Source organism: Streptomyces sp. NPDC001507, assembly GCF_042894765.1.
Classification (GTDB): domain Bacteria; phylum Actinomycetota; class Actinomycetes; order Streptomycetales; family Streptomycetaceae; genus Streptomyces.
In genome coordinates this window covers 136,726-153,914 of sequence record NZ_JBIAVV010000010.1, presented here as the reverse complement: position 1 = coordinate 153,914, position 17,189 = coordinate 136,726, and the positions used below count along the sequence as shown (strand labels likewise).

14 protein-coding genes are annotated in these 17,189 nt (G+C 71.5%); 9 read left to right on the top strand and 5 right to left on the bottom strand.

Features of this window, described 5'->3' with window-relative positions:
• Positions 1 to 85 precede the first annotated feature (85 nt).
• The 4 genes from ACFY0K_RS30510 (at position 86) to ACFY0K_RS30495 (ending at position 4,517) form a co-directional block, all read left to right on the top strand.
• Positions 86 to 985, top strand: coding sequence for an NTP transferase domain-containing protein (locus ACFY0K_RS30510; RefSeq protein WP_390642523.1), 900 nt, complete (start codon positions 86 to 88; stop codon positions 983 to 985).
• Positions 982 to 2,379 (top strand): molybdopterin molybdotransferase MoeA, encoded by a 1,398-nt coding sequence (locus ACFY0K_RS30505; protein ID WP_390642522.1) that lies wholly within the window; start codon positions 982 to 984, stop codon positions 2,377 to 2,379. The genes ACFY0K_RS30510 and ACFY0K_RS30505 overlap by 4 nt, the downstream gene beginning before the upstream one ends.
• Positions 2,376 to 3,473 carry a potassium channel family protein gene (locus ACFY0K_RS30500; protein WP_390642521.1) on the top strand — a complete coding sequence of 366 codons (1,098 nt, stop codon included), beginning with the start codon at positions 2,376 to 2,378 and terminating at the stop codon, positions 3,471 to 3,473. Before ACFY0K_RS30505 ends, ACFY0K_RS30500 begins: the two co-directional genes overlap by 4 nt.
• Positions 3,474 to 3,536: 63 nt before the next feature.
• Positions 3,537 to 4,517: an NAD(P)H-quinone oxidoreductase gene (locus ACFY0K_RS30495; RefSeq protein ID WP_351956743.1), complete on the top strand. Its 981-nt coding sequence runs from the start codon at positions 3,537 to 3,539 to the stop codon at positions 4,515 to 4,517.
• A 36-nt stretch (positions 4,518 to 4,553) separates the two neighbouring features.
• On the opposite strand, the gene ACFY0K_RS30490 is transcribed toward ACFY0K_RS30495, so the two are convergent.
• Positions 4,554 to 5,159 (bottom strand): hypothetical protein, encoded by a 606-nt coding sequence (locus ACFY0K_RS30490; protein ID WP_390642520.1) that lies wholly within the window; start codon positions 5,157 to 5,159, stop codon positions 4,554 to 4,556.
• A 188-nt stretch (positions 5,160 to 5,347) separates the two neighbouring features.
• On the opposite strand from ACFY0K_RS30490, the gene ACFY0K_RS30485 reads away from it, so the two are divergent.
• The gene (locus tag ACFY0K_RS30485) at positions 5,348 to 5,887 is read left to right on the top strand and encodes a bacterial proteasome activator family protein (protein WP_093500720.1); all 540 of its coding nucleotides are present in this window, start codon (positions 5,348 to 5,350) and stop codon (positions 5,885 to 5,887) included.
• Between the two features lie 180 nt (positions 5,888 to 6,067).
• Here the strand turns inward: ACFY0K_RS30485 and ACFY0K_RS30480 are convergent, their stop codons facing one another.
• Positions 6,068 to 7,720: a protein kinase gene (locus tag ACFY0K_RS30480; RefSeq protein WP_390642519.1), complete on the bottom strand. Its 1,653-nt coding sequence runs from the start codon at positions 7,718 to 7,720 to the stop codon at positions 6,068 to 6,070.
• A gap of 318 nt (positions 7,721 to 8,038) precedes the next feature.
• On the opposite strand from ACFY0K_RS30480, the gene ACFY0K_RS30475 reads away from it, so the two are divergent.
• A complete protein-coding gene (locus tag ACFY0K_RS30475; protein WP_390642518.1) occupies positions 8,039 to 9,625 on the top strand; it encodes a protein kinase in 1,587 nt (528 codons plus the stop codon).
• Between the two features lie 51 nt (positions 9,626 to 9,676).
• Here the strand turns inward: ACFY0K_RS30475 and ACFY0K_RS30470 are convergent, their stop codons facing one another.
• Positions 9,677 to 10,720 (bottom strand): phosphotransferase, encoded by a 1,044-nt coding sequence (locus ACFY0K_RS30470; RefSeq protein ID WP_390642517.1) that lies wholly within the window; start codon positions 10,718 to 10,720, stop codon positions 9,677 to 9,679.
• A gap of 529 nt (positions 10,721 to 11,249) precedes the next feature.
• Here ACFY0K_RS30470 and pdhA point away from each other — a divergent pair.
• The 3 genes from pdhA to ACFY0K_RS30455 are packed head-to-tail and all read left to right on the top strand — an operon-like array spanning position 11,250 to position 14,870.
• Positions 11,250 to 12,452, top strand: coding sequence for a pyruvate dehydrogenase (acetyl-transferring) E1 component subunit alpha (gene pdhA, locus ACFY0K_RS30465; RefSeq protein WP_351956737.1), 1,203 nt, complete (start codon positions 11,250 to 11,252; stop codon positions 12,450 to 12,452).
• A gap of 2 nt (positions 12,453 to 12,454) precedes the next feature.
• On the top strand, positions 12,455 to 13,435 hold the full coding sequence (locus ACFY0K_RS30460; protein WP_351956736.1) for an alpha-ketoacid dehydrogenase subunit beta: 981 nt from the start codon (positions 12,455 to 12,457) through the stop codon (positions 13,433 to 13,435).
• Positions 13,436 to 13,445: 10 nt separating this feature from the next.
• A complete protein-coding gene (locus ACFY0K_RS30455) occupies positions 13,446 to 14,870 on the top strand; it encodes a dihydrolipoamide acetyltransferase family protein (protein WP_390642516.1) in 1,425 nt (474 codons plus the stop codon).
• 181 nt (positions 14,871 to 15,051) lie between these two features.
• Here ACFY0K_RS30455 and ACFY0K_RS30450 read toward each other — a convergent pair whose 3' ends face one another.
• Both ACFY0K_RS30450 and ACFY0K_RS30445 read right to left on the bottom strand, forming a co-directional pair.
• Entirely contained in the window at positions 15,052 to 15,987 is a 936-nt protein-coding gene (locus ACFY0K_RS30450; RefSeq protein WP_352355662.1) for a Bro-N domain-containing protein, read from the bottom strand.
• A 177-nt stretch (positions 15,988 to 16,164) separates the two neighbouring features.
• Entirely contained in the window at positions 16,165 to 17,064 is a 900-nt protein-coding gene (locus ACFY0K_RS30445) for a D-alanyl-D-alanine carboxypeptidase family protein (protein WP_390642515.1), read from the bottom strand.
• Positions 17,065 to 17,189: the final 125 nt, after the last annotated feature.

Sequence of the window (17,189 nt, the reverse complement as noted above, 5' to 3'; positions counted from 1 at the left end):
CACGCGCAGGCGCACGCAACACACCCTGCAGATCCCACCCCTCCCATCGGTTCCCCGTGATCAGAACGCCCCCCATACTCGAAAGGTGACCGCCACCGACCGACCCCCCTACGACGCGATCGTGCTGGCCGGCGGCGCCGCGAGGCGCCTCGGCGGAGCCGACAAGCCCGCCGTCCGGGTGGGCGGGCGCCCCCTTCTCGACCGCGTCCTCGCGGCCTGCGCCGGCGCCCGCCGGACCGTCGTCGTGGCGGCCCCCCGCCCCACCTCCCGCCCGGTCCACTGGACCCGCGAGGAGCCACCGGGCGGCGGTCCGGTCGCCGCCCTCGACGCCGGCCTGCGGCACATCACCGCCGACCGCGCGGTCGTACTCTCCGCAGACCTCCCGTTCCTCGAAGAGGCGACCGTGGAGCGCCTGTTGGCGGCCCTGCACCCGACCGCCGCGGACGGCGCCCTGCTCACCGACGCCGACGGCCGGGACCAGCCGCTCGTCGCGGCCTACCGCACCACCGCACTCCGCCACGCCCTCGCGGTCCTGGCCGGAGACGGCGGCAACGGCCTCACCGGCCTCCCCCTGCGGCGCCTGACCGCCGCGCTGCACCTCACCCGTGTCCCGGACCCCCTCGCGTCCTTCGACTGCGACACCTGGGACGACATCGCCGACGCCAGGGCACGCATCAGGGAGCATGGTCACGTGTTGGATGAATGGATCTCCGCAGTCAAGGACGAACTGGGCATCGACCTGGACGTCGACATCCGCCTTCTGCTCGACCTGGCCAGGGACGCCGCGCACGGCGTGGACCGCCCTGCCGCCCCGCTGACCACCTTCCTCGTCGGCTACGCGGCCGCACAGGGCAAGGGCGGCCCCGAGGCGGTCGCCGAGGCGGCCCACAAGGCCGCAGCGCTGGCCCTGCGCTGGGCGGAAGAGGCCGATGCCGCCACCGACGGGCCGGGCCCCGGCAACCCGGCCCCCGGACCCGGCCGGTGACCGCCCCCGGCACCCGGTCCGGCACCCCCGCCGCCGCGGACACCGACGACGATCTCGACGTCGAGGAGGCACTCGCCCTCGTGAGAGAGCCCCGAGACCCCAGGGAGCCCGGCCCGGACGCGACCGCGGCGCCCTCCGCGCACGGCGGGCACGGGCACGGCGGTCACTCGGCCCACCGGCACCGCGCCACCCCCTGGCCCCAGGCCCGCGAGACCGCCGCGCGCGCCGCCCGGGCCGCGGCCCGGTCCGGAGCCCGCCGCGCCCCCGCCTCGGTACCGCTGGCCGACGCTCTCGGCCTGACCCTCGCCGCCCCGCTGGACGCGCTCACCGACCTGCCCTCCTTCGACACCTCCGCGATGGACGGGTGGGCGGTCGCGGGCCCCGGACCCTGGGACGTCCGGGAGGGAGGCGTGCTGGCCGGGCACGCGCAGCCCGAGCCGCTCACCGACGGCGAGGCGGTCCGCATCGCCACCGGCGCCCGGATCCCGGCGGACACCACCGCGGTGCTGCGCAGCGAGCACGGCCGTCTCGACGCCCAGGGCCGGCTGCACCCCACCCGCGAGGTGGTGCACGGCCAGGACATCCGCCCGCGCGGCCAGGAATGCCGCAGTGGCGACCAGCTGCTGCCCGTCGGCACCCTGGTCACCCCGGCGGTCCTCGGCCTCGCCGCGGCCGCCGGATACGACACCGTCACCGTCGTCCCCCGCCCCCGCGCCGAAGTCCTGATCCTGGGTGACGAGTTGCTCACCGAAGGACTCCCGCATGACGGGCTCATCCGCGACGCGCTCGGCCCGATGCTCCCGCCCTGGCTGCGCGCGCTCGGCGCCGAGGTCACCGCCGTCCGCCGGCTCGGCGACGACGCCAAGGCCCTGCACAAGGCGATCACCTCGTCGACGGCCGATCTCGTGGTCACCACGGGCGGCACCGCATCCGGTCCGGTCGACCACATCCACCCGACCCTGGAACGTATCGGCGCCGAACTCCTCGTCGACGGCGTCAAGGTGCGCCCGGGCCACCCCATGCTGCTGGCCCGCACCAAGGAGAACCAGCACCTCGTCGGCCTCCCCGGCAACCCCCTGGCGGCCGTCTCCGGCCTGCTCACCCTCGCCGAACCCCTGTTGCGCACCCTCGCCGCCCACCCGGCTCCGGAGCCGTACACCGTGCCGCTGGCGGAGGCTGCGCACGGGCACCCGTACGACACCCGGCTCATCCCGGTCGTCCTGCGGGGCGACACCGCGGTCCCGCTGCACTACAACGGCCCGGCCATGCTCCGCGGCATCGCCGCCGCCGACGCGCTCGCGGTCGTGGCACCGGGCGGAGCACAGCAGGGCGCGGAGACGGAACTCCTCGACCTGCCGTGGGCGGCCGCGGGCATCGGGGTCTGTTTCACGTGAAACTTCCCGGCCATGACGTCATCGCCCGCCAGGCGGACGAACACCTGGTGGCCCATCGGGTGAGACTCCCGACGAAGGTGGTGGAGCGCCCGATCCGCCAGGTCGCCAAGCGGGTCTCCATGGCCCTGCTGGTGCTGGTCGCCACCGCGTTGATCGTCTATGCCGACCGCGACGGCTACACCGACAACTCCGACGGCTCGGTCGATCTCCTCGACGCCTTCTACTACGCGACCGTCACCCTCTCCACCACGGGCTACGGTGACATCACCCCGGTCAGCGACAGTGCGCGGCTCACCAACATCTTCGTCATCACGCCCCTGCGGGTGCTGTTCCTGATCATCCTGGTCGGCACCACGCTCGAAGTCCTCACCGAACGCACCCGGGAGGAATGGCGCCTCAACCGCTGGAGGTCGGCCTTGCGGGACCACACCGTCGTCGTCGGGTTCGGGACGAAGGGGCGGTCGGCGATCCAGACCGTCTGTGCGACCGGGCTGAACAAGGAGCAGGTGGTGGTGGTCGACCCGAGCTCCAAGGTGATCGAGGCGGCCACCGCCGACGGATACGCGGGGGTCATGGGGGACGCGACCCGCAGCGAGGTGCTGAAGCGGGCCGAGGTGCAGCGGGCACGGCAGATCATCATCGCGACCCAGCGTGACGACACGGCCGTGCTGGTTACCCTGACGGCCCGGCAGCTCAACAAGGCGGCGAAGATCGTGGCCGCGGTCCGCGAGGAGGAGAACGCGCCGCTGCTCAAGCAGTCCGGCGCCGACGCCGTGATCACCAGCGCCAGCGCGGCCGGCCGGCTGCTCGGGCTGTCCGTGCTCAGTCCGGCCGCCGGCATGGTCATGGAGGACCTCATCCAGCAGGGCAGCGGCCTTGACCTCGTGGAACGACCCGCGGTCAAGGCCGAGGTCGGCAGGACGCCACGGGAGACGGCCGACCTGGTGGTGAGCGTCGTACGCGGCCACCGGGTGCTCGGGTACGACGATCCGGCCGTCGGCACCATCGAGGCGACGGACCGGCTGATCACGATCGTGCGGGCCTCGCCGGGCAGCCGGGTCGCCCCGGACGTACGGCCGCTGCCCCGCGCCTGACCGGACGAGCCGCCGGTGACGTCACCAGCGGGGGCCGGACGGGCGGGGAGTAGCGTCGGCCGCATGTATGCGATCACGATTCCCGAACCTGGTGGGCCCGAGGCGCTGGTGTGGAACGAGGTCCCCGATCCCGTGCCCGGCGAGGGCGAGGTGCTGGTCGAGGTGGTGGCGAGCGCCGTCAACCGCGCCGACATCATGCAGCGACAGGGCTACTACGACCCGCCGCCGGGCGCCTCCCCGTACCCCGGTCTCGAGTGCTCCGGGCGGATCGCCGCGCTCGGCCCCGGGGTCTCCGGCTGGTCGGTCGGCGACGAGGTGTGCGCCCTGCTCGCGGGCGGCGGCTACGCCGAGAAGGTCGCCGTGCCGGCCGGACAGCTCATGCCGGTGCCCGAGGGCCTGGATCTGAAGCAGGCCGCGGCGCTGCCCGAGGTGGCCTGCACCGTCTGGTCGAACGTCTTCATGATCGCCCACCTGCACCCCGGCGAGACCCTGCTCGTGCACGGCGGCTCCAGCGGCATCGGCACCATGGCGATCCAGCTGGGCAAGGCGGTCGGCGCCAGGGTCGCGGTCACCGCGGGCACGAAGGAGAAGCTGGACTTCTGCGCCGAGCTCGGCGCGGACATCCTCGTCAACTACCGCGAGCAGGACTTCGTCGCCGAGGTGAAGCAGGCCACCGACGGCGCGGGGGCCGACGTCATCCTGGACAACATGGGCGCCAAGTACCTGGACCGCAACGTCCAGGCGCTCGCGGTCAACGGGCGGCTCGCGATCATCGGCATGCAGGGCGGTGTGAAGGGCGAGCTGAACATCGGCGCGCTGCTCGGCAAGCGGGCCGCGATCAGCGCGACCTCGCTGCGCGCCCGCCCGCTCGCCGAGAAGGCGGCCATCGCAGCGGCGGTGCGGGAGCACGTGTGGCCGTTGATCACCCAGGGCCATGTCCGCCCGGTCGTCGACCGGGAGCTGCCGATGGCGGAGGCGGCGCAGGCCCATCGGGTGGTCGAGGCCAGCGAGCACATCGGCAAGGTCTTGCTGGTTGCCCCGTAGCCCCGTAGCCCCGTAGCCCCGTCGCCCCGTCGCGCCTCAGCCCCGCCGTACCCGCAGGCCCACGAAGGCGAGGCCGAGCCCGAGGCCGATCAGGACCAGGCCGCTGCCGAGCGGAAGGACCTGCAGCACGGGCTCGGTGTCGTCCTCCTGGCCCGGGCCCATCGCCTGGCCCGACGTCGGGGGCGGCTGGGGCGAGGAGGCGGGCGCCAGGACGGCCTCCCGGGGCGGCTGGGCAGGGGTGGCCGCCGGGCTCCCGACGCCGCTCCCCGCGGACTCCGTCGCCGTCCCTTCGCCGGGACCGCTCTGGTCGTCCCTACCGCCCTGGTCGTCCGGTCTGCCGGAGTCCTCCGGGTCGCCGGGGCCGTCGGGGTCGTCCGGGTCCTGGTCCTCGACCTTCGTCCCCGGTCCCTCGGGCCGCCCCGGTCGCATCCGGCCCTCGCCCGCCACGGTTCCGGCCAGCGACGGCTCGGGGGTGGCCGAGGCGTGGGCGGAGTCCGAGGGCAGCGGCCCGGGGCCGTACCCGACCGCCGTACCGCACGGCAGCAGGACCGCAGCGAGGGCGAGCAGCAGCCGGACGAGCGCGGGCCGTACCTGACCGAGCGGCCGGTCGCCGGCGCGGCGGAGTCGCAGCCTTGGAGTCACGTCGGTGACCTCCTGGAGCACAGTCGTCGTCAGGGCCGACGATCATCAGACTCACATGTGATGACGACTCCGGCATTTCTGATGCGGCCGAAGGGACTACGGGCGGTCCGGGGCTGTTCCGAGGGGTGGATCAGCCCTCATGGGGGGCACCACGGTGGTGAGGTGCAGGGGTGCGAGAGAATGGCGGCATGGAGATGCCGAGGAACGAACGGTCGCCCGAGAATCCGCAGATCCTGGTCGTGGGCCAGGACGGGATGGCACTCGGTGGCGGCAACGGGGACGAGGACTCCCGCGAGGTCCCGGTGACGGAGATGGTGGAGCAGCCCGCCAAGGTCATGCGGATCGGCAGCATGATCAAGCAGCTCCTCGAGGAGGTGCGCGCCGCTCCCCTCGACGAGGCCAGCCGGGCCCGGCTCAAGGAGATCCACGCCAGCTCGGTGAAGGAGCTGGAGGACGGCCTGGCGCCGGAGCTGGTGGAGGAGCTGGAGCGCCTCTCGCTGCCGTTCAACGAGAACGCGACTCCTTCGGACGCCGAACTGCGCATCGCGCAGGCCCAGCTGGTGGGCTGGCTGGAGGGGCTGTTCCACGGGATCCAGACCACCCTGTTCGCCCAGCAGATGGCCGCCCGCGCCCAGTTGGAGTCGATGCGGCGCGCGCTGCCCCCGGGCGTCGGCCACGAGGGCGAGGAGCACGGGCCGGCCGGCCGCTCCGGCGGGCCGTACCTCTAGAGCCCCCGCGGACACCCCCGAAACGGAGCGAAGGGCCCGGCGGACAGCCGCCGGGCCCTTTCTATTGCGCCCCGCGTCAGCACGCCCCGCGTCAGCACGCCCCGCGTCAGCACGCCCCGCGTCGGTGTGCCCGGCACCAAAGCGCCCGCATCAGAGCGCCCCGCGTCCGTGCGCCCGGCATCAGCCCGTCGCCGGGTTGCCCGTCGACACCCTGAGTTCGATGGTCGGCATGTCCTCCGGGGCGACGTCGGTGCCGGCGGACGGGAACTGCTCCATGACCGCGCCGTCGCCGTAGGTGTTCTCGTCCACGGAGACGATCTTCATCCGCCAGCCGGCGGCCTGGAAGCACTCCTTGACCGACTTGATGTACTTGAACTTGAAGTCCGGGACCTGGATCTTGTCCGGGTCGTCGTAGGACTCCTGCGGTTCGGTGCACTCGGTCGACTCGACGGTCTTGGAGGTGTCGGGTCCGCGGTAGCCCGAGGCGTGCGAGGCCGCGGCACTCGCGCTGCTGCCCCCGCCGCCACCGCTGCCACCGGACCCGTCATCGCCGCCGGTGTTCAGCGCCAGCGCGACGACGAGGCCGATCACCGCGACGAGCGACACCGCGATCGACCCGATGACCACCGGCCGGTTGCCTTTCCCGCCGCCCGCGCCACTTCCACCCCCGCCGGACGGCCCCTGGAGCGTGATGTTGTACGGCGGCGGGGTCGACGGCGCCGGCTGGGCGTACCCGGCCGGGGTCTGGTAGCCCGCCTGCTGCGGATAGCCGTAGGCGGGTGCGGGACCCCCGGTCCCGTAGGGATTCGGGGCCGGAGCCGGCTGGTACGGCGTCTGCACCGGACCGGGAGGTGCCGGCGTCGTCTGGCCGACCGGCGGGAACACCGCGGAGCCGACCCCGGCGCCGCTCTGCGTCGGCGGGATGCCCGGAACGATGCTGGGCGCGGCCGGCTGCAGCGAGGCGGCGACCCGCAGGCACTCGTCGCGCATGGACTCGGCGGTCGGGAAGCGCTCGTTCGGGTTCTTCTTCAGCGCGCGGGCGACCAGCGCGTCCACGGCCGGCGGCAGGGCGCGGTTGACCGAGGAGGGAGCGACCGGCTCCTCCTGGACGTGCGCGTAGGCGATCGCCAGCGGCGAGTCCGCGTCGAACGGCAGCCGCCCCGTGACCAGCTGGAACAGCATGATGCCGACCGAGTAGAGGTCGGACCGCGCGTCCACGCCCCGGCCGAGCGCCTGCTCCGGGGAGAGGTACTGCGGGGTGCCGACGACCATGCCGGTCTGGGTCATCGAGGTGACGCCGGACTGCATGGCGCGGGCGATGCCGAAGTCCATCACCTTGACGACGCCGCGCTTGGTCATCATCACGTTGCCGGGCTTGATGTCGCGGTGGACCAGCCCCATCTCGTGGCTGATCTCCAACGCGGCCAGCACGTCGGCGGTGATCTTCAGTGCCTTGCCGGCGGGCATCGCGCCGTGCTGCCGTACGTCCTCCTCCAGCACCGAGCCGAGCGGGCGGCCCTCGACGTACTCCATGACGATGTACGGCATCGTCGAGCCGTCGAGCGCGTCCTCGCCGGTGTCGAAGACGGAGACGATGTTGGTGTGCGTGAGCTTGGCCACTGCCTGGGCCTCGCGGCGGAAGCGCTCGCGGAAGGCCTGTTCCCGGCCGAGTTCGGTGTGCAGGGTCTTGATCGCGACCTGCCGGTCCAGCACCGAGTCGTAGGCCAGGTGCACGGAGGCCATGCCGCCCTCGCCGAGCAGGTCGCGCAGCTGGTAGCGGCCACCGGCCAGAGCCCGCCCCGCGTAACGGCCGTATGCGCCGTCCTGGCTCATTTTCCCCGTCCCCCGCCCGGCACTCGGGCACCCTTGTTGATCGAATGTCCCGTTCCCGGCCAAGTCTGCCGGAGGGCACCGGCACGTCAAGCGCGGTGCCCGTTCCGTGACCGTACGCGAAGGAACGGCCGCGGAAGCGTTACAGGGGGCCTACGTCCGGTACACAGAATTTGCACGACCACGAGTGGTAAGGGTTTGATGGCCGGTCCGTCCACGGGCCGGATCCCGGACCGACGGGTTGCGCGGAGGCTGTAGCGTGGCCGACGGAGACCGTGACAACACCGCGCGCACCGCGGGCAGAAACGACGGCGAGGACCGATGGCACAGACGCACAGCGCCCAGGGCCCGTCCGACCCCGAGGCGACTGGCGGCGGCATGTCAGACGCGCCGGAGATGTGGGGCAACCATGGCCTGGTCGGCGACGGCCGGTACCGGCTGACCCACCGGCTCGGGCGGGGCGGCATGGCCGAGGTGTTCGCGGCCGAGGACGTACGGCTCGGCCGTACCGTGGCCGTGAAGCTGCTCCGGGCCGACCTCGCCGAGGACCCGGTCTCCAAGGCCCGCTTCACGCGCGAGGCACAGTCGGTCGCCGGGCTCAACCACCACGCGATCGTGGCGGTGTACGACTCCGGCGAGGACGTGGTCGGCGGCCAGTCCGTGCCGTACATCGTGATGGAGCTGGTCGAGGGCCGCACCATCCGCGACCTGCTGATCAATGCCGAGGCACCGGGCCCCGAGCAGGCCCTGATCATCGTCTCCGGTGTCCTCGACGCGCTTGCCTACTCGCACCAGCACGGCATCGTGCACCGCGACATCAAGCCCGCCAACGTGATCATCACCCACAACGGCGCCGTCAAGGTGATGGACTTCGGCATCGCCCGCGCGCTGCACGGCGCGTCCACGACGATGACGCAGACCGGCATGGTCATGGGCACGCCCCAGTACCTCTCCCCGGAGCAGGCGCTCGGCAAGGCCGTCGACCACCGCTCCGACCTGTACGCCACCGGCTGCCTGCTCTACGAACTCCTCGCCCTGCGGCCCCCGTTCATCGGCGAGACCCCGCTGGCGGTGGTCTACCAGCACGTCCAGGACATCCCGGTGCCGCCCTCCCAGACCTCCGAGGGCGTGGCCCCACCGGAGCTGGACGGCCTGGTCATGCGCTCGCTCGCCAAGGAGCCCGACGACCGCTTCCAGACCGCCGAGGAGATGCGCGGCCTGGTCCAGTACGGCCTGCAGATGCTGTACGACCAGGGCGGCCACACCGGCACCTGGAACACCGGCCCGGTCACGGTGCACGACGGCCGCCAGACCCCGGCGGCCGGTTTCGCCGGTACGACCGCGATGCCGTACCCGGCGACCGGCGCGGGGACCACGCAGATCCCGCAGCCGATCCTGCCGGGCGGCTACGGGGCCGGGGACGACGGCGGCTTCGAGGGGCACGGCAACAAGGGCAGCGGCCGCGGCAGGCTGTGGATCCTGGCCGTCCTCGCGGTGATCGCCATCGCGGCGGGTGTCGCCCTGGCGCTCAACAAGGGCGGTGGCGGCGACGGCGGCGGCAGCGGTGCGTCGCAGTCCCCGACCGTCTCGCAGACCACCAAGGACGAGACGCCCAGCTCCAGCCCGTCGGACGAGGCCAGCGACACGGCCACGGACACGGCGACCGACGACAGCGGCTCGGGCAACAACGGCAACTCCGACTACACGCCGTCGCAGACCCCGTCGTACACCCAGTCCCAGACCCAGAGCAGCGAGCCGAGCGACCAGCCGAGCGACACGGCGAGCGCCTCGCAGCCGACCGACACCGCGAGCTCGCCGGACACGCAGCCTTCCGACACGACAGGCGCGGGCGGCGACGGCGGCACCGACGCCGGCTCGATCGCGGGCACCGGTGTCGGCGGCGGTTGAAGGACACCGACACCCTTCGGCTGACCGGCCGCCACCGGCCCCCGGCGACGGCTACTGCGCGAACGCGTCGCACACCGCGTCGTACTCCCCGGTCCACCACACGGCGAGCGCCGAGGCGGCCGGGAACTGGGGGTCCGCGCGGGTGTCACCGCGCTCGTAGTGCCAGCGCAGCATCCAGAAGTCGTTGAGCCGCTCCCACCACACGCGGTGCACGGCCGCCGCGAGTTCCGAGGGCGTGGCTCCGGCCGTGCGCCGGTACGCGCGCGCGTACGCCCGCACCTTCCGCAGGTCGAGCGCCCCCGCCGGGCGCACGAAGAAGATCGCGGCGGCGCGGACGGCCTCCTCCGCGCGGGGCTGTACGCCGAGCCGGTCCCAGTCGACGATCGCGGCGGGCGCGTCGTCCTTGTAGAGCAGGTTGAACGGGTGGAAGTCGCCGTGCACCCAGCCCACCGAGGCGCCGCGCGGGGGGCGGCGGGCGGCGTGCTGCTCCAGGAGGGCGCGGCGTTCGAGCAGCCGGTGGCGGGCGAGTTCGTCGAAGGCGTCGGCGGGGCGGTGCCGGCTGACGTGGGCGAGCAGGTCGTCGATGAGCGCGAAGGTGTCGGCGGGGTCGGCGCTCTCGACGGGATGCGGGCCGGTGGCCGGGCGGGTGCGCCCCTTCGGCGGCATCACGCGCTCCAGACAGGCGTGCACGGCGCCGAGGAGCGCGCCGAGCCGCGCGCACTCCCCGCGCGTGAGCTGTCCGCCGTGCCGGTGCCGGCCGTCGATCCAGGGGTGCAGCGCGTAGGCGTGGCCGCCGACGACGGCGACCGTGCGGCCGTCGCGGTCGGCGAGGGGCGGGGCGACCGGGACGCCGAGGGCGGCCAGCCGCAGGGTGGCCAGATGACGCCGCTCGATGGCGGCCGGGTCGGCGGTGTCGGGGTCGAAGTGGTGCTTCAGGAAGTAGCGGCCGCGGGTGGTGCAGAGGCGGTAGCCGCGGTTGAGCAGCCCCTGTTCGACCGGTTCGCAGGCGAGCGCGGAACCGGCGGCGTACCGCCGGAGCAGGGCGCCCAGAGGGGGCGCGTGAGGCGCGAGGGGTGGTACACATGAGCGCGGCACGCGCCAGATGCTAGGGCAAGCGTCAGCGCTGTGAACTGGGCGTTGTCACAGGCAGTCGCCGATGGTCGCTTTCGGTCATGTGACGGACCGCGGCGAATACAAGTGCGAAAGACGGCCTCCGGAGGCGTGGTGCGGGGCGTAGGGTCGCGGCGCCGCACTCGGCGCGCGCCCCGCCATCGGTGACCAGACCGGACACCTCGATGTCTTCCCGTGGCCCCGGCGGGCGGGATAACGTGCCGTAGCTCCGGCCTCCTGCAAGGCTCTGACCAGCGACCTTCCGGCCCTCGACGATTTACTAGGAAACCCAAGCAAAAATTACTTGGATTTCCAAGCAAAATCGCAGGTCAGGAGGGGTTTCACAGAAATGTGGAGCACTGGGTAACGTGCATGTTGCAGGGCGCTCGCCGGGGCACCTGTCACGCCTGTTCCCGGCCGAGTGGCACACACCCCGTGCCACGGGTGTCGGAAGCAGGTGAGCCGCACTGGTTCACCCGGCAACCCCGGGGGCCGGACCGACGGAGGAGCACACGTGAGCGTGGACAGCAGTGCCGCGGGCACACCGCGACGCAGCGCCGCAGGCAAGGCCGGTACCACCGGCAGCAAGACCGGCACCAAGCGCACCACCAGCCGCACCACCACGAAGAAGAGCACCGAACCCGAGCTCGTGCAGCTGCTGACCCCTGAGGGCAAGCGGGTCAAGAACGCCGAGTACGACGCGTACGTCGCCGGGATCACCCCCGAGGAGCTGCGCGGTCTGTACCGCGACATGGTGCTCACCCGCCGCTTCGACGCCGAGGCCACCGCCCTGCAGCGACAGGGCGAACTGGGCCTGTGGGCGTCCCTGCTCGGCCAGGAGGCCGCCCAGATCGGCTCCGGACGGGCCACCCGCGAGGACGACTACGTCTTCCCGACCTACCGCGAGCACGGCGTCGCCTGGTGCCGCGGGGTCGACCCGACCAACCTGCTGGGCATGTTCCGCGGCGTCAACCACGGCGGCTGGGACCCCAACAGCAACAACTTCCACCTCTACACGATCGTCATCGGCTCCCAGACGCTGCACGCCACCGGCTACGCGATGGGCGTCGCCAAGGACGGCGCGGACTCGGCGGTCATCGCCTACTTCGGCGACGGCGCCTCCAGCCAGGGCGACGTCGCCGAATCGTTCACCTTCGCCGCGGTCTACAACGCCCCGGTGGTGTTCTTCTGCCAGAACAACCAGTGGGCGATCTCCGAGCCCACCGAGAAGCAGACCCGCGTCCCGCTCTACCAGCGCGCCCAGGGCTTCGGCTTCCCCGGCGTCCGGGTCGACGGCAACGACGTGCTGGCCTGCCTCGCGGTCACCAAGTGGGCGCTGGAGCGCGCCCGCAGCGGCGAGGGCCCGACGCTCGTCGAGGCCTTCACCTACCGGATGGGCGCCCACACCACCTCCGACGACCCGACCAAGTACCGGGCCGACGAGGAGCGCGAGGCCTGGGAGGCCAAGGACCCGATCCTGCGCCTGCGCCGCTACCTGGAGACCGCAAACCACGCGGACGAGGGATTCTTCGCGGAACTCGAGGCCGAGTCCGAGGCGTTGGGCAGGCGAGTGCGCGAAGCGGTACGGGCCATGCCGGACCCGGACAACTTCGCCATCTTCGAGAACGTGTACGCCGACGGGCATGCGCTCGTCGACGAGGAGCGAGCCCAGTTCGCCGCCTACCAGGCGTCGTTCGCGGACGTAGAGGGGGTCTGACCATGGCAGCGGAAAAGATGGCTCTGGCCAAGGCGATCAACGAGTCGCTGCGCCGCGCCCTGGAGTCGGACCCCAAGGTCCTCGTCATGGGTGAGGACGTCGGCAAGCTCGGCGGCGTCTTCCGGGTCACCGACGGCCTGCAGAAGGACTTCGGCGACAGCCGCGTCATCGACACCCCCCTCGCCGAGTCCGGCATCGTCGGCACCGCGATCGGCCTCGCCCTGCGCGGCTACCGCCCGGTGGTGGAGATCCAGTTCGACGGCTTCGTCTTCCCGGCGTACGACCAGATCGTCACCCAGCTCGCCAAGATGCACGCCCGCTCGCTGGGCAAGGTCAAGATGCCGGTCGTCGTCCGCATCCCCTACGGCGGCGGCATCGGCGCGGTCGAGCACCACTCCGAGTCCCCCGAGGCGCTCTTCGCGCACGTGGCCGGACTCAAGATCGTCTCCCCGTCCAACTCCTCGGACGCCTACTGGATGATGCAGCAGGCCATCCAGAGCGACGACCCGGTGATCTTCTTCGAGCCCAAGCGCCGCTACTGGGACAAGGGCGAGGTCAACACCGAGGCCATCCCGGGCCCGCTGCACAAGGCCCGCGTGGTCCGCGAGGGCACCGACCTCACCCTCGCCGCCTACGGCCCGATGGTGAAGCTCTGCCAGGAGGCCGCCGACGCGGCCGCCGAGGAGGGCAAGTCCCTGGAGGTCCTGGACCTGCGGTCCGTCTCCCCGCTGGACTTCGACTCGGTCCAGGCCTCGGTCGAGAAGACCCGCCGGCTGGTCGTGGTCCACGAGGCACCGGTGTTCTTCGGTTCGGGCGCGGAGATCGCCGCCCGCATCACCGAGCGCTGCTTCTACCACCTGGAGGCCCCGGTCCTCAGGGTCGGCGGCTATCACGCCCCCTACCCGCCGGCCCGCCTGGAGGAGGAGTACCTTCCGGGCCTGGACCGGGTGCTCGACGCCGTCGACCGTGCCCTGGCGTACTGAGGAGAGGGTCGTGACGACGATGACGGAAGCGTCCGTACGCGAGTTCAGGATGCCGGACGTGGGCGAGGGGCTCACCGAGGCCGAGATCCTCAAGTGGTACGTCCAGCCCGGCGACACGGTCACCGACGGCCAGGTGGTGTGCGAGGTCGAGACCGCGAAGGCGGCCGTCGAACTCCCCATCCCCTACGACGGCGTGGTCCGCGAGCTGCGCTTCGCCGAGGGCACCACGGTGGACGTGGGCACCGCGATCATCGCGGTGGACGTGTCCGGCGGAGCGCCGGCCGAGGAGCCCGCCCCGGCCCCGGCCCCGGCCACGGCGCCGGAGCCCGAGAAGAAGCCGGAGGGCCGCCAGCCGGTCCTCGTCGGCTACGGCGTGGCCGCCTCCTCCACCAAGCGCCGCCCCCGCAAGGGCCCGGAGATCACGGTCGCCGAGGCGGCCGTCCAGGCAGCGGTCCAGCAGGAACTCAACGGCCAGGGCCCGGCGCCGGTCGCCGCCCCTGCGCCCGCCGCGGTGGAGGAGCGCCCCCGCCCGCTGGCGAAGCCGCCGGTGCGCAAGCTGGCGAAGGACCTGGGCGTCGACCTGGCCACGGTGACCCCGTCCGGCCCTGACGGCATCATCACGCGCGACGACGTGCACGCGGCGGTGACGGCGCCGACGGCCGTACCGGAGGCTGTGCCGCAGCCGCCGGCCCCTGAGACCGCGGTGACCCCGGCGGCCGCCTCTCCCGGCGACGCCCGCGAGACCCGCATCCCCATCAAGGGGGTCCGCAAGGCGACGGCGGCGGCGATGGTGGGCTCGGCGTTCACGGCCCCGCACGTCACGGAGTTCGTGACGGTGGACGTGACCCGCACGATGCGGCTGGTGGAGGAGCTGAAGCAGGACAAGGACCTGCAGGGCCTCCGGGTCAACCCCCTCCTCCTCATCGCGAAGGCGTTGCTGGTCGCCATCAAGCGCAACCCGGACATCAACGCGTCCTGGGACGAGGCCAGCCAGGAGATCGTGCTCAAGCACTACGTCAACCTGGGCATCGCCGCGGCCACCCCGCGCGGCCTGATCGTGCCGAACATCAAGGACGCCCACGCGAAGACGCTGCCGCAACTCGCGGAGGCGCTCGGCGAGCTGGTCGGCACGGCGAGGGACGGCAAGACGTCGCCCGCCGCCATGCAGGGCGGCACGGTGACCATCACCAACGTCGGCGTCTTCGGCATCGACACGGGCACGCCCATCCTCAACCCGGGCGAGGCGGCGATCCTCGCCGTCGGCGCGATCAAGCTCCAGCCGTGGGTCCACAAGGGCAAGGTGAAGCCGCGCCAGGTCACGACCCTGGCGCTGAGCTTCGACCACCGTCTGGTCGACGGCGAGCTCGGCTCCAAGGTCCTGGCGGACATCGCGGCGATCCTGGAGCAGCCGAAGCGGTTGATCACCTGGGGCTGAGAGCCGACGAGAAGTGAGAGAAGGGCGAGACCGTGACTTCCAGTCACGGTCTCGCCCTTCTTTGACCTGCGTAAACGCTGAGAGTGTAACTTCTGGTTACGGTCTCGGAGACACTCTCGGCCTGATGTGGATAAGCTGAGGGTGGGCGGCCGCAAATTCGGATTGCGACCGCCCACTCCTCTCAGAGCTGGTTGAGCACGTAGACCGGCGCCCCGTCCTCCGCCCCGCCCCGCGAGTGAATGCAGGCGTGCTTGCGCAGCAGTCGGAGACACTCGTTGACGCGGTGCACCGTCAGGCCGGTACGCGCGGCGATCGATTCGAGTGGCTCGCGCAGTTCCCCCTTCTCGACGAGGACAGGGGCGATCACGACGGCCACCGTCCACACGTCCTCGGTCACCGACAATCGCCGCCGCCAGTCGGCGAGTACGGACTCGGTGGTCGGTAGCGCAGTGGGCGGACCGTACGGCTTACGCCTTTCGAGGACGAGGTCGTCGAGCCGGTCGGCGATCCGTTCCATGGCCCGGACCAGGGCCTGCTGCACGGCGAGCGTGCTCCTCTGCAGCTCGATCAGTTCGCGCTGCCCGCTCACGAACTGCTCGTCCAGCTGGAGGTTGTGCGCCTCAAGCCGGACGATGGCATCCGCGACCTGCTCCGGCATGGCGTATGCGACGGGCGCGCCCGGTTCGGTCGGTTGCACCTCGGCCTCTTCGAGGCGGTATGACCCGTCTCGCTGCACGGTCTCGATGACTTCGGCGACCCACTGCTTGAAGGGAGCGCAGGCCGGCTTGGTGCAGGCGTTAACGAGAAGGATGAGACCCTGGAGAGAGATGACATTCAGGTCTCGGCGCCACTCTCTACCTGCGGGAATGCTGAGACCGTAACCTCCAGTTAGGGTCTCGAGAATCTCTCGATGGTCTTCTGGGACATGGTCGGAGAGAGCCTTCTGCGGGTTGGTATGACCCAACCGGTTGCAGACATCCACCGCTGGGAACCAGTGAGCGCCGTCCGGCATGGTCAGCCGTCGTACCCGCGCTCCGGTCGCCGCGTACACGAAGTCGCTCACGTCGATGGCCTCACGCCGACCGGCGGGCCTCGCTTGCTTGTTGGGTTCGTTCATGGGAACCACCTCCGCCGCGGAACCTAGGGCGGAGAAAATCGAATATGCCAGTCAAATACTGCAATGTTCATGAATGCGAGGGAAGAACTCGCGTTCTGCTGCGGTGGGCCGTCCTGGTATGCCAAAGGCCCGCCGCACGGTGTGCGGCGGGCCTTCGTCGGCTCGGTGCGACGTGCGTCAGATCGTCGAGAAGCCGTAGTTGAGGAGCTTCGTCGCGTCCGTCGCGCGCTGTGCGTACGAGGTTGAGGCGAGGACGGTGCCGATGACCGTCTTGCCGTTGCGGGTCGCGGCGAAGACGAGGCAGGCGCCCGCCTCGGGGCCGGAGCCGGTCTTCACGCCGATGGCGCCGCTGTAGCTGGAGAGCAGCGTGTTGGTGTTGGTCCACGTGCCCATGGTGCGGGTGGAACCGGTCTTGGTGATCGTCTTCGCCGTGTACGACTTCGTCTTGACGACCGTGCGGAAGGTGGAGTTCTTCATCGCGCTGCTGGCGATTTTCGTCAGGTCGCGCGGCGTCGAGTAGTTGTTGCCGTTGCCGATGCCATCGAAGGAGTCGAAGTGAGTGTTCTTCAGGCCCAGGTTCTTCGCGGCGGTGTTCATCTTGGAGATGAAGTTGGCGACGCGCTTGGCGCGGGTGGTGCCCGAGCCGTACGTGTCCGCGAGCGCGTAGGCGGCGTCGCAGCCGGAGGGCAGCATCAGCCCGTAGAGCAGTTGGCGGACGGTGACCTTGTCGCCGACGATCAGGTGGGCCAGGGAGGCGTGGTTGGCGACGACGTAGTCGCTGTAGGCCTTCTGGATCGTGACCTTCTTGTTGAGGTCCAGGTTTGACTGAGCGAGCACGACCTTGGCGGTCATGATCTTTGTCGTGGAGCCTGTCGACCGCTTGGTGTCCGCCGCCTTCGTGTACAGCGACTTCGCGTTCGCGTTGTTCATGATGTAGCCGCCCTTGGCCACGATCGTGGGCGCGGTGACGGCCTGGGCGGGCGCCGCGGTGAGGGCCCCGGTCGCCAGCAGCGCGCCGGACGTGACGGCGACGGCGGCGGCCTTGCGGAGGCGAGTGCCCTTAATACCGGTAATCAACTGAAATACCCCGAGTCGAGTCGAGTCGTAATGCCCCTGGCATGCGGCCGAGTTGGGGGTGCCGAAGCGAATGGGGCCGCACGTGTGTGACACGTAAGTAGCACAGATGGTTGTGCGGCTGCTGA